Consider the following 13,201-nt stretch of genomic DNA (forward strand, 5'->3'; position numbering starts at 1 on the left):
CCCATTATGACGGGTGCTCCGCCCCCTCCGGGCCGCCGGTCACCCGCTCCGGTCACCAGGGAGAACGGGCTTGCGAGGACTCTGTGCGGCGTTCGGGCGGACCCGCACGGCCGGCCACAGGCCGGAACGGGCCGCTGCGGGCGGCCCGTTCCGAGAGTCTCAGAAGGGGTCGAAGCCCTCGAACTCCTTGAGCGCCTCGTCCCGCTCCGCCTCGCGGTCGCGGCGGCGCTGCGCCGCCGGGCGCGGGGCCTCGAAGCGGTGGTCCTCGCCGCGGCGGCCGAGCATCTCCGCGCCCGCCATCATCGTCGGCTCCCAGTCGAAGACGACCGCGTCGTCCTCGGGGCCGATCGCGACGCCGTCGCCCGCGCGGGCACCGGCCTTCATCAGCTCGTCCTCGACGCCCAGACGGCCCAGACGGTCGGCGAGGTAGCCCACGGCCTCGTCGTTGTTGAAGTCGGTCTGGCGCACCCAGCGCTCCGGCTTCTCGCCGCGCACGCGGAACAGGCCGTCCTCCTCCTGCGTCACCGTGAAGCCCGCGTCGTCGACCGCCTTCGGGCGGATGACGATCCGGGTCGCCTCCTCCACCGGCTTGGCGGCACGCGCCTGGGCCACGATCTCGGCCAGCGCGAACGACAGCTCCTTGAGGCCCTTGTGGGCCACCGCGGACACCTCGAAGACGCGGTGACCGCGAGCCTCCAGGTCCGGGCGGATCATGTCGGCCAGATCCTGGCCGTCGGGGATGTCGACCTTGTTGAGGACGACGATGCGCGGCCGGTCCTCCAGGCCGCCGTACTGCCGCAGCTCCTCCTCGATCATGTCGAGGTCGGAGACGGGGTCACGCTCGGACTCCAGCGTCGCGGTGTCCAGCACGTGCACCAGAACCGAGCAGCGCTCGACGTGGCGCAGGAACTCCAGGCCCAGGCCGCGGCCCTGGCTGGCGCCCGGGATCAGGCCGGGGACGTCCGCGATCGTGTAGACGGTCGAGCCGGCGGTCACGACGCCCAGGTTGGGGACGAGCGTGGTGAACGGGTAGTCCGCGATCTTCGGCTTGGCGGCGCTGAGCACCGAGATCAGCGAGGACTTGCCGGCGCTCGGGTACCCCACGAGCGCGACGTCGGCGACGGTCTTGAGCTCCAGCACGACATCGCCCGAGCGGCCGGGCTCGCCGAGCAGCGCGAAACCGGGGGCCTTGCGGCGCGCGGAGGCCAGTGCCGCGTTGCCGAGGCCGCCGCGGCCGCCCTCGGCGGCGACGTACGTGGTGCCCTGGCCCACCAGGTCGGCGAGCACATTGCCCCGCTTGTCGAGGACGACCGTGCCGTCCGGCACGGGCAGGACCAGGTCCTGACCGTCCTTGCCGGAGCGGTTGCCGCCCTCGCCGGGCTTGCCGTTGGTGGCCTTGCGGTGCGGGCTGTGGTGGTAGTCGAGCAGCGTGGTCACGGACTGGTCGACGACCAGGATGACGTCGCCGCCGCGACCGCCGTTGCCGCCGTCGGGCCCGCCGAGCGGCTTGAACTTCTCCCGGTGCACGGAGGCGCAGCCGTGGCCTCCGTTACCCGCGGCGACGTGCAGCTCGACGCGGTCCACGAAGGTGGTCATGGATTGCCTCCAGTGATGACGGGGTGCCGCCGGCGACGAGCGCCGGTGACGTACGTACGGAAATGTCTGTCTCTCAACACACGAAAGGCGGACCCGCTTCCCGGTCCGGGAAGTGAGGTCCGCCCCTCGCTGAAGAACCGGTCAGGCGACCGGAACGACGTTCACGACCTTGCGGCCACGGTGGGTACCGAACTCCACAGCGCCCGGCAGCAGCGCGAACAGGGTGTCGTCGCCGCCACGGCCCACGCCCGAGCCGGGGTGGAAGTGGGTGCCACGCTGGCGGACCAGGATCTCACCGGCGTTCACGACCTGACCGCCGAAGCGCTTCACGCCGAGCCGCTGAGCATTCGAGTCGCGACCGTTCCGGGTGGACGATGCGCCCTTCTTGTGTGCCATCTCTCCTCAGTCCCTTACTTCGCAGCCGTGGGGATGCCGGTGACCTTGATCGCCGTGTACTGCTGACGGTGACCCTGGCGGCGGCGGTAGCCGGTCTTGTTCTTGTAGCGAAGGATGTCGATCTTCGCGCCCTTGTGGTGGTCCACGACCTCGGCCGTGACCTTGATACCGGCCAGCACCCACGGGTCGCTGGTCACGGCGTCGCCGTCGACAACGAGCAGGGTCGAGAGCTCGACCGTGTCGCCAACCTTGGCGGTGGAAATCTTGTCAACCTCAACGATGTCGCCGACAGCAACCTTGTGCTGGCGACCACCGCTGCGCACGATGGCGTACACGCGGATCTCTCTCTCGCTCGGAACGAAACCCCTGATGCCAGCCGCTCACACGGGCACGGGGCCCGTGACGATCCGGATTGGACGAGCGGCCTCTCCCGGCGGGCCGGGAGGGAGGTGCTCAGAGGTGGGCGCATAAGGAAACACGCCGATGGACAAGGTTACGGATCTGTCGACGGCGGGTCAAACCGGCTGCCCTTCGGTCCCCCGCGCAACGTCCGGCACGCGGGAACACCGATGGTGCGTGCCGCGGCTGCGGCGGGCACCGGGCGGCCGAGGCCCTCACGGACCCCTGCGGCCCTCGGCGGCTGTCCGCCGCCCCGGCAGACGCGCGGACGCGACCCGGCCCGGCAGAACCGGGACGGGTCGCGTCAGCGGGGGCTAGTCCTCGGACGTGGTCGCGGAGACCGACGAGGACGACTGCTCGGCCGCCACCGTCTTCTTCGAGACCTTCTTCGCCGCCGTCTTCTTGGCCGTCGTCTTCTTCGCGGCCGTCTTCTTGGCCGCGGCCTTCTTCGCCGTGGCCTTCTTGGCCGTCTTACGGGCCGCCTTCTTGGCCACCGGAGCGGCCTCCGGCTCCGCCTGCTCCGCCTCGGGCTCGGCGGCCTTGGGCTCCGCGGGGACCACGACGACCGCGGCCTCCTCGGCGCCGGACGGCGAACCGGCCGGGGCGGTGACCTTGCGGGTCACCCGGCGGCGGGCGCGCGGCGGAGCCGCGACCGGCGCCTCCTCGGCGACCACGGCCGCAACCTCGGGCTCGGGCTCGGCCACGGGCGCGGGCTCGGGAGCCGGCTCGGGCTTCGCCACCGGCGCCACCGTCACCTCGGCCTGGGCCGGGGAGCCGGCCGGCGCCGACACCTTGCGCGTCGCCCGGCGCCGGCCACGGCCCGCGGGGGCGGGCTCGGCGGGAGCCTCCGGCGCGAACTCGGGCTCGGGCTCGGGCACCACCGCGGGCTCGGGCTCGGGCACAGCCACGACCGCCGGCTCCGCCGCCTTCGGCGCACCGGCCGGGGCCGACACCTTGCGGGTCGCCCGACGGCGGCCACGGCCGCGCGACACGGCGGCCTCGGCCTCCGCGATGCTGCTGTACAGCTCCTCGTCGGGCGCGAAGGCCGGCTCCTCGAGCGCCACCGGGGCGGCCGCCTCGGCGGCAACCTCCGCCTCCGTCTCGGGCTCCGGCTCCGCCGGCACGGCCTGCGGCTCGACGTGCTCGTGCTCCACTACGGCACCGCCGCGACCGCGCTTCTTGGCGCGCTTGCCGCCACCGCCACCGGCCGCGGACGGCTGCTCCATGTGCACGATCACGCCGCGTCCGTTGCAGTGGACACAGGTCTCCGAGAAGGACTCCAGCAGTCCCTGGCCGACCCGCTTGCGGGTCATCTGCACCAGACCCAGCGAGGTCACCTCGGCCACCTGGTGCTTGGTGCGGTCGCGGCCCAGGCACTCCAGGAGCCGGCGCATGACCAGGTCCCGGTTGGACTCCAGCACCATGTCGATGAAGTCGACGACGACGATGCCGCCCAGGTCGCGCAGCCGCAGCTGGCGCACGATCTCCTCGGCCGCCTCCAGGTTGTTCCTGGTGACGGTCTCCTCGAGGTTGCCGCCCTGACCGGTGAACTTGCCGGTGTTGACGTCGATCACGACCATGGCCTCGGTCTTGTCGATCACCAGCGAGCCGCCGCTCGGCAGCCAGACCTTGCGGTCCAGTGCCTTCATCAGCTGCTCGTCGATCCGGTTCGCGGCGAAGACGTCGACCTCGCTGGTCCACCGCTGGAGGCGGTCGGACAGGTCGGGCGCCACGTGCGAGACGTAGCCGTGGATCGTCTCCCACGCCTCGTCACCGCTGACGACGACCTTCGTGAAGTCCTCGTTGAAGATGTCGCGGACGACCCGGACGGTCATGTCCGGCTCGCCGTAGAGCAGCGTCGGGGCGTTGCCGCTCTTGGCCTTCTTCTGGATCTCCTCCCACTGCGCCTGCAGACGCTCGACGTCACGGCGCAGCTCGTCCTCGCTCGCGCCCTCGGCGGCGGTGCGCACGATGACGCCCGCGTCCTCGGGGACGATCTTCTTGAGGATCGTCTTGAGCCGGGCGCGCTCGGTGTCGGGCAGCTTGCGGCTGATGCCGGTCATCGAGCCCTCGGGCACGTAGACCAGGTAGCGGCCGGGCAGCGACACCTGGCTGGTGAGGCGGGCGCCCTTGTGACCGATCGGGTCCTTGGTCACCTGGACCAGCACCGACTGGCCGGACTTGAGGGCGGCCTCGATACGGCGCGGGCCGTTGGCCATGCCGAGCGCCTCGAAGTTCACCTCGCCCGCGTACAGCACGGCGTTGCGGCCCTTGCCGATGTCGACGAACGCGGCCTCCATGGACGGCAGGACGTTCTGCACCTTGCCCAGGTACACGTTGCCGACGTAGCTGGTGGCCTGCTCCTTGTTGACGTAGTGCTCGACGAGCACGTTGTCCTCGAGGACGCCGATCTGGGTGCGCTCGCCGCTCTGGCGGACGACCATCACGCGCTCGACGGCCTCACGGCGCGCCAGGAACTCCGCCTCGGTGATGATCGGCACCCGGCGGCGGCCCTGCTCGCGGCCCTCGCGGCGGCGCTGCTTCTTCGCCTCCAGACGGGTCGAGCCCTTGATGGACTGGACCTCGTCGCTCGGCTCCTCCTTCTTGCGGGGCTCACGGACCTTGACGACCGTACGGACGCCTTCCTCCTCAGCGGCCTCCGGCTCGGCGGCCGCGTCACCGCTGCGACGGCGACGGCGACGGCGGCGACGGCTGCTGCTGGTCCCGGCGGCGGACGGCGTGCCCGCCTCGGACTCGTCCTCGTCCTCCTCGTCCGCCTCCTCTGCGGCGGCCTCCGCCTCCTCGGCCGCCTCCTCCGCGGACTCCTCCGCGTCGGCGGCCTCACCACGGCGACGACGACGGCCCCCGCGGCGGCGACGGCGCGACGGCCGGTCCTCGTACTCGTCGGACTCCTCGCCCTGCTCGGCCTCCGCCTGCTCGGGCTCTGCCTCCTCCTCGGCCGGGACGGCCTCGGCGGCGGGCGCCTCCACGGGCTCGACCGGCTCGGCCGGCTCGCCGCGACGGCGGCGACGGCGTCGCCCGGCGGGCTGCTCGGGCGCGGGGGCCTCGACGACCGCCTCGGCGACCGCCTCGGTGACCTCCTCGTCCTCCTCCGGCTCCGGGACGCTCGCGGCCGCGGCAGCGGCAGCGGCGGCCGTCTCCGGCGTCTGGAACATCGGCTCGGTGAAGACCGGGGCCTGGAAGGTGGGCACGGCAGGACGGGCACGGCGGCCGCGCGCGGGCGCCTCCTCGGCGGGCGCGGCGGCCCGCGGCTGCGCGGTGAACTCGGGCGCCGCGGCACGGCGGCGCGTGCGGCCACGGGTGGCCGCCTTCTCGGCGGCCACAACCTCGGCCTCGCCGGCCGCGATCTGCTCGACGGCGCTCTCGGGCAGGCTCTCGCCGGCCTGCTCGTCCGCCTCGACGGCGGCCGGGGCGCCGGCGGGCGCGGTGGCCTTGCGGGCGGCACGGCGCGCACGCGGCGCGGGCGCCTCCGTCTCGGCCTGGGGCTCTTCGGCGGCCGTCGCCTTCGGCGCACCCGCAGGGGCGGACGCACGACGGCGGCGACGCGGCGCGGCGGCCTCTACAGCCTCGGGCTCCACGGTCTCGGGCTCGGCGGCCTCCGCCGAAGGGACGGCGGCAGCGGTGTCGGCGGCCTCGACGGCCTCGACGGCCTCCGGAGCGGTCGCCTTGCGCGTGGCACGGCGGCGGGTGCGCGGCGCGGGGGCCTCCGCCTCGGTGTCCGCGGCCGGGACAGCGGCCTGCGCCTCCTCGGTCTCCACGACCTGCGGCGCACCGGCCGGAGCCGTCGCCTTGCGGGTCGCACGGCGGCGGGTCCGCGGCGCGGCGGCCTCCGCCTCGGCGCTCTCGCCGACCACGGCGGAGACTCCCGCCACGGCGGGCACCACGGCCTGCGCGGCCTCCGCCTGCGTGGGCGCGGCCTCAGCGGCCTCAGCGGCCTCGGCGCCCTCAGTCGCTTCGACAGCCTTCGGCGCACCGGCCGGAGCAGACGCCCGGCGCCGCGTACGGCGCGAAGCGGCGGTCTCGTCGGCGACCACCGGCTCGGCGATCTCCTCGGTCTCGACCTCGGCCCCGGTCTCGGCCGGAACGGCCTCCGCCTGCACCGGGGCGGCTGCGGGCGCGGTGGTCTTACGGGCGGCACGCCGGCGCGTACGCGGCGCGGCCGGCTCCGCCGGCTCGGGCGAACCCGCAGGGGCGGTCGCCTTGCGCGTGGCACGGCGGCGGGTGCGGGGCGCGGCGGCCTCGGCGTCCGCGGTCGGGGCGGCAGCCTCGGCGGGCTCCGTGCCACCGGCGGCCGGGGCAGCGGCCTCGACGGCCTCCGCACCCGGGCCCGAGGTGGCCTCGGCCGGGACGGACTCGCTCAGCACGGCGTTGTCACCCGCGGCCACCGCGCTCGGCGGCCCTGCGGGACGCGACGCGGCGCGGCGCCTGCGGCGCGGCGGCAGCGTGTCGCTGGGAGTGGCGTGTTCTTGGTTGTTGTCTCCGGCGGTGCCGGATCCGATGGGCTCGAGCATGCGGGCGTTTCTCCCGTCGCGCTCCCGGGCGCCGCGCCTGGTCCGGTCCGGCCGCGGCCCGCGTGATGTGCGCGGTGCCGCCGTCCGGGGCGCGGGCGCCGCACGGGAGCTGATGTCTGGCTCGCCGGTTCCGTACGCGATGTACGCACGGCCTGGCGAAAGTCTCCTGTGTCAATGCGCGGCCCGGCTCAGGTGGCTCCCGAGTGTCCAGAGCCGCGCTACGACGACCGTCCTTACGCGGCGGGACCTTCCGGCGCCGTCGCAGGGGCTGTCCCGGCGGCCGTGGGTGGAGCGGCCGGGGCTGCCTCGCGGTCGGGCGCGAGCGGGTCGGTCACCGTGCCGGACTCCTCGTCGAAGAGCCCCTGCGCCAGCCTGGTCACCGCTGCGGGGACCGGCGGCGCCAGGTCGGCCACAGCTCGGAGACCGGACAGGACGTCGTCGGGTCGCACGGCAGGTGTCACGTGCCGAACAACCAGCCGCAGTATCGCACAGGGCCCCTCTCCGGGCCTATCAGGCTGGGGACGACCCGCCTGCAGGTCCGCGACGGCACCCCGTGCGTCGAAGGTCCGCATACCGTTCTTCGTCTTCCGCTGGACCTCTACGGTCTCGGCGGCGAGGAACGCGGCCACGGCACTTTCGGCGGCCTCCGGCTCGACACCGTCCAGCCGCAGCTCCCACACGGAGGCGGTGAGCCGGTCGGCGAGACCCGAGGTGCGGGCCTCGACGGCGTCGGTGATGTCGAGTCCGCCCGGCAGCGACTCGTCGAGCAGCTCACGCAGCTTGTCGGGGTCGCGGTACTCGGTGAGGGCGATCTCCAGGTACTCGGCCTCGCTGCCCGTGCCGGTGGGTGCGGCATTGGCGTACGACACCTTCGGGTGCGGCGTGAATCCCGCCGAGTACGCCATGGGCACCTCGGCGCGCCGCAGCGCGCGCTCGAAGGCGCGCTGGAAGTCACGGTGGCTGGTGAACCGGAGGCGGCCGCGCTTGGTGTAGCGCAGTCGGATGCGCTGCACCGCAGGTGCGGGCGGCGGGCCTTCGGGCTGTCGCTTGCCCAGTGGTTCTTCTCCTCGGTGCGGAGCGGGCGCGGGTGGCGCGCCGCCCTCGGACGTGCGGGGGGTTCCCTCGGGGCCGGCCGGCTCACCCCCGCTTGCGCAGGGAGATCTCGGTCTCGGCCGCCGCGCCGGGAACGGTCTGTGGTTGTTGCGTATCTTCCAGGTTACGCGCCCGGCGCGCCGGGCCCGCCACGGGCGTCGCGGGCTCCGCGTACACAGGTCCGCCGCCCAGTGCGCGCCATGCGGCGTCGCGGCGGGCCCGGCGCAGGGTCCGCCGAGCCGAGGCGAAGGCGTCGCGCACGGTCCGTCCGGCCTCGACGGCGGCCCGCTTGGCCGGGCGCAAGAGCGCGTCGCGCACCACGTGGCCGACGGGGGTGCACACGCTGCGGTAGAACCAGCGCGCCGGGCGGCCCACGAGATTCCATGCGAGCCACTTCAGCCCCCGGCCGACGGCGCGCGACACGTACCCGGCGAACTGCCACGCGAGCCGGAGGGCCGCGACGGTCTCCCGGCCGATCGGCGCGAGGACACAGCGGTACATCCAGGCCGCCGGAGCCACGACCAGGCGGGCGACGAGCCACACGATGCCGTGGCCGAGCGGGGTCAGCACGTGCCGGTAGAGCAACACCGCGGGCAGGACCAGCCCGTAACGGCAGACCCACACGAGCGGAACGACCAGCCCGTACGTGACCACCGGCACGATCACGTATCGCCACAGCGCCACCCACGGCCACACGAACAGTGCCCTGCCGAGCCACCCCAGCACGGCCGCGATGCCGTGCCCGAGCGGGGCCAGCACCTGCCGGTGTATCCACAGGAGCGGTGCGACCAGCAGGTTCGCCACCATCCACACGAGCGGCGCGACGACCAGGTTCGCCACGATCCACGCGATGGCGTGGCCGAGCGGGGTCAGCACGTACCGGTAGAGCCACACCGCGGGCACGACCAGCCCGTACGTCACCACCGGCGCGATCACGTACCGCCACAGCGCCACCCACGGCCACACGAACAGCGCCTTGCCGACCGGGATCAGCACGTGGCGCAGGAGGGCGCGGCCGAGCCGGGCGAGCGCGCGACCGGCCGGCCGCAGCAGCGTCCGGTGCAGCGTCCGCCCGCAGACGACGAGGACGTCCCAGACCATGCGCACGGGGACGACCAGGATCACGACGACGATCCGCAGCGGAATCCTGATGACCGCCGCCAGGCACCCGTCACCGGGCTCGTACTCCTTGACCGCGCCGTACTGCTGCGGGCCGCCCGCCGCCTGCGGCTTTTCCATGCTCATGTTCGTCAGGACGCACCAGGGGCCCGTCTGGATGCGTCCTGCCTGCGGAAACGGATGAGGGCCCGGCCACAGGTCTCCCTGCGGCCGGGCCCTCCCCCGAGTCGGGGTGAACGAGCGCTACTTGACGACGGTCAGCGGCAGCAGCTTCTTGCCCGTCGGACCGATCTGGATGTGCGTATCCATCTGCGGGCACACACCGCAGTCGAAGCACGGCGTCCAGCGGCAGTCCTCGACCTCGGTCTCGTCGAGCGAGTCCTGCCAGTCCTCCCAGAGCCAGTCCTTGTCGAGACCGGAGTCCAGGTGGTCCCAGGGCAGGACCTCCTCGTACGTCCGCTCACGGGTCGTGTACCAGTCGACGTCGACGCCGAAGTCCGGCAGCGTCTTCTCGGCGCAGGCCATCCAGCGGTCGTACGAGAAGTGCTCGCGCCAGCCGTCGAAACGGCCGCCGTCGTCGTAGACGGCGCGGATGACGGCGCCGATGCGGCGGTCACCGCGCGAGAGCAGGCCCTCGACGATGCCCGGCTTGCCGTCGTGGTAGCGGAAACCGATCGAGCGGCCGTACTTCTTGTCGCCGCGGATCTTGTCGCGCAGCTTCTCCAGCCGGGCGTCCGTCTCCTCGGCGGACAGCTGCGGCGCCCACTGGAAGGGGGTGTGCGGCTTGGGCACGAAGCCGCCGATCGACACCGTGCAGCGGATGTCGTTGGACTTCGAGACCTCGCGGCCCTTGGCGATGACGTTCGCCGCCATGTCGGCGATCTGGAGCACGTCGTCGTCGGTCTCGGTCGGCAGGCCGCACATGAAGTACAGCTTCACCTGACGCCAGCCGTTGCCGTACGCGGTGGCGACGGTCCGGATCAGGTCCTCCTCCGAGACCATCTTGTTGATGACCTTGCGCATGCGCTCGGAGCCGCCCTCGGGGGCGAAGGTGAGACCCGACCGACGGCCGTTGCGCGTCAGCTCGTTGGCCAGGTCCACGTTGAACGCGTCGACCCGGGTCGAGGGCAGCGACAGACCGATCTTGTCGTCCTCGTACCGGTCGGCGAGGCCCTTGGCGATGTCGCCGATCTCGCTGTGGTCCGCGGAGGACAGGGAGAGGAGGCCGACCTCCTCGAAGCCGGTCGCCTTGAGACCCTTGTCGACCATGTCGCCGATGCCGGTGATGCTTCGCTCCCGCACGGGGCGCGTGATCATGCCGGCCTGGCAGAAGCGGCAGCCGCGGGTGCAGCCACGGAAGATCTCGACGGACATCCGCTCGTGGACGGTCTCCGCGAGCGGGACCAGCGGCTGCTTGGGGTAGGGCCACTCGTCGAGGTCCATGACGGTGTGCTTGGACACCCGCCACGGCACACCCGACTTGTTCGGCACGACGCGGCCGATACGGCCGTCGGGCAAGTACTCGACGTCGTAGAACGCGGGGATGTAGACGCTGCCCGTCCTCGCGAGGCGGAACAGGACCTCCTCGCGGCCGCCGGGCCGGCCCTCCGCCTTCCAGGCGCGGATGATCTCGGTCATGTCGAGCACGGCCTGCTCGCCGTCACCGATGATCGCCGCGTCGATGAAGTCAGCGATCGGCTCGGGGTTGAACGCGGCGTGGCCGCCGGCGAGCACGATCGGGTCGTCGATCGTCCGGTCCTTCGACTCCAGCGGGATGCCCGCGAGGTCCAGGGCCGTGAGCATGTTGGTGTAGCCGAGCTCGGTGGAGAAGCTGAGCCCGAAGACGTCGAACGCCTTGACCGGGCGGTGGCTGTCCACGGTGAACTGCGGGACCTGGTGCTCGCGCATCAGCTCCTCGAGGTCCGGCCACACGCTGTAGGTGCGCTCGGCGAGGACGCCCTCACGTTCGTTCAGTACCTCGTAGAGGATCATGACGCCCTGATTGGGCAGTCCGACCTCGTACGCGTCGGGGTACATGAGCGCCCAGCGGACGTCGCAGGCGTCCCAGTCCTTGACGGTGGAGTTGAGTTCTCCGCCGACGTACTGGATCGGCTTCTGGACATGCGGGAGAAGCGCTTCCAGGCGTGGGAAGACCGACTCGACAGGCATCGTGGTGTCTCTCGTGAGCGGACAGGGGGTGACCATCAAGCGTACCCCGACGCTCAACCGGTCAGGGCCGCCCGCAGTCCGGGGGCCGTCGCCCGCTCCCACACCTCCGGCAGCTCGTCCTCGCGCTGCGCGGCTCGGGCCGACTCCTGCCCGTACAGCAGGCCCCAGGTGAAGGACGACTCGCCCGCCGCGTTCGCCGCGACCGCCAGCTCGCGCAGCGCCTCGCGGGCGACGACGCTGTCCTGGTGGTCGCCGAGGACCTTCTGCACGGCCTTCATCCGCTTGGCGAACCGCCGCGCCGGACGGCCGAGCGCCTGCGTCGCGGCCTCGGCCGCGTACCGGGCGCGCTTGGCGGCCTTGCGGGCGTCGTGCAGGGCCAGGTCCCTCTCCTGGCCGGCGGGCAGGGCGAGGGCGTGCTCGACGCGGCGGGAGAGGCGGTCGTACTCCTTCAGCACCGCGTCCGGCAGCGCGGCGTCGGCCGCCTTGCCGGCCGCCTTCAGCAGCGGAGGGCTCGCGAGCAGGGCATCGAGCGAGGAGAGAAGGGCGAGGTAACGCGCGCTGTCGAGGGCGGCGACCGCCGTGCCGCGGGCGTCGGCCTCACCGGCGGCCGACCATGCCTTCAGGCGCGCTTCGACCGGTCCGAGCAGCAGGGTGTCGGGCAGCGCGCCGACGCGGGAGCTCAGCCGCTCGGCGAGGACCTCATGGTCGCGTGCGACGCCGAGCTCCCCGGCGAGCCACTTGAGTTCGTCGATCACAGGCTGGGCGGCCTCGCGGTCGAGGATCTTCCGGTATGTGCGCAGGGCGCTGCGCAGCCGCCGGGTGGAGACGCGCATCTGGTGCACCGCGTCGGGCAGGTCCCGGCGGACGCCGGGGTCGTAGGCGACGAGGGCGTCGCTCTGTTCGCGCAGGTAGCGCAGGATGTGGTCGCCCGCGGTGCGGGGGGTGCGCGGCTCGGGGCGGGGTGCCGGGGCGGTGCCGGTCTCGGCGAGGGCCCTCGCCAGCTTGGACGGCGCGGTGGACCGGCTCAGTCCGGCCTTGCGGAGCTTCTTGTCGACGGCGTCGAGGAGCGCGGGGTCGCCGCCGTCCGCGAGTTCGACCTCGATCTCGTCCCAGCGGGCGGCACCGTCGCCGCCCGGCGGCCGTTCGGCGTGCACCTCGTCCCTGCTGAGCTCGGCGAGCAGGGCGCCGTCGGCGTCGAGCAGATGGCGCACGGCGCGGACGGAGCGCAGACGGACGACCGGGGCGAGGGCGGCCTCGCGGGTGTACACGCGCACGAGGGCGGCCAGTTCGCCGGGGACCTCGTCGGACAGGGGGGCGCTGATCTCGTCGCGGATGTCGGGGGCCACGGGCAGTTTGAGATGCCATCCGGCGTCGGCGCCGCCGGTCCTGCGGCGCAGGGTGACCGAGGCGGCCGCGAGCCTCAGGTCACCGGTGTCGTAGTAGACGGCGTCCAACTCGTCGACGCCCCGGTCCCGGACGCCGGCGACTCCGAGGACCCGTGTCAGGTCGGGCAGCCGGGTGTCGGGGCCGGCGTCGTACTTCCGCTCGATCTCGCGCTTGGTGTCCGCCATGCCCCGAATCTAGTCGCCCGCGAGCCGCGACGGCAGTGCGCCGTGGCGCCGGCGCTGCCCTGATGAGACGCCGGGGCTGACGCCCCCGCGCCCCCGGGTCGCCGGCTCGCGCCGCCGGCGGCCTGCCGGGGCGGCCGGGAGCGGGCCGGCAGCTCCGTCCCGGCCCTGGGCACCCGCGAGCCGCGGCGGCAGTGCCCCGCCGGCCGCTGCCGGGGGTGCCGGGACCGGCGAGGGAGCCCCGGCCTGACCCCGGCGCCCGCGCCCCGCGGCGGTACGCCACCGCAACGGCCCCGCCCCACTCGGGGCAGGCGCCCCTGCTGACGCCCT

8 protein-coding genes are annotated in these 13,201 nt (G+C 73.5%); all 8 read right to left on the reverse strand.

All coding sequences use genetic code 11. The features are described from left to right. Positions 1 to 159: 159 nt before the first annotated feature. Complete coding sequence (gene obgE / locus ACF08N_RS09345; protein WP_392323994.1) at positions 160 to 1,596, reverse strand: GTPase ObgE; 1,437 nt, start codon at positions 1,594 to 1,596, stop codon at positions 160 to 162. A gap of 141 nt (positions 1,597 to 1,737) precedes the next feature. Next, the gene (gene rpmA / locus ACF08N_RS09350; protein WP_215184494.1) at positions 1,738 to 1,992 is read right to left on the reverse strand and encodes a 50S ribosomal protein L27; all 255 of its coding nucleotides are present in this window, start codon (positions 1,990 to 1,992) and stop codon (positions 1,738 to 1,740) included. A gap of 14 nt (positions 1,993 to 2,006) precedes the next feature. After that, entirely contained in the window at positions 2,007 to 2,327 is a 321-nt protein-coding gene (rplU, locus tag ACF08N_RS09355) for a 50S ribosomal protein L21 (protein ID WP_114036861.1), read from the reverse strand. A 378-nt stretch (positions 2,328 to 2,705) separates the two neighbouring features. Next, complete coding sequence (locus tag ACF08N_RS09360; protein WP_392323995.1) at positions 2,706 to 6,923, reverse strand: ribonuclease E/G; 4,218 nt, start codon at positions 6,921 to 6,923, stop codon at positions 2,706 to 2,708. A gap of 233 nt (positions 6,924 to 7,156) precedes the next feature. Then, complete coding sequence (locus ACF08N_RS09365; protein WP_392323996.1) at positions 7,157 to 7,936, reverse strand: TIGR03936 family radical SAM-associated protein; 780 nt, start codon at positions 7,934 to 7,936, stop codon at positions 7,157 to 7,159. A 124-nt stretch (positions 7,937 to 8,060) separates the two neighbouring features. After that, positions 8,061 to 9,254: a hypothetical protein gene (locus ACF08N_RS09370; RefSeq protein ID WP_392323997.1), complete on the reverse strand. Its 1,194-nt coding sequence runs from the start codon at positions 9,252 to 9,254 to the stop codon at positions 8,061 to 8,063. 123 nt (positions 9,255 to 9,377) lie between these two features. Continuing rightward, complete coding sequence (locus ACF08N_RS09375) at positions 9,378 to 11,303, reverse strand: TIGR03960 family B12-binding radical SAM protein (protein WP_392323998.1); 1,926 nt, start codon at positions 11,301 to 11,303, stop codon at positions 9,378 to 9,380. A 53-nt stretch (positions 11,304 to 11,356) separates the two neighbouring features. After that, positions 11,357 to 12,874, reverse strand: coding sequence for a CHAD domain-containing protein (locus ACF08N_RS09380; RefSeq protein WP_392323999.1), 1,518 nt, complete (start codon positions 12,872 to 12,874; stop codon positions 11,357 to 11,359). Positions 12,875 to 13,201 lie beyond the last annotated feature (327 nt).

The organism is Streptomyces sp. NPDC015127, assembly GCF_043080095.1.
Taxonomy (GTDB): Bacteria; Actinomycetota; Actinomycetes; order Streptomycetales; family Streptomycetaceae; genus Streptomyces.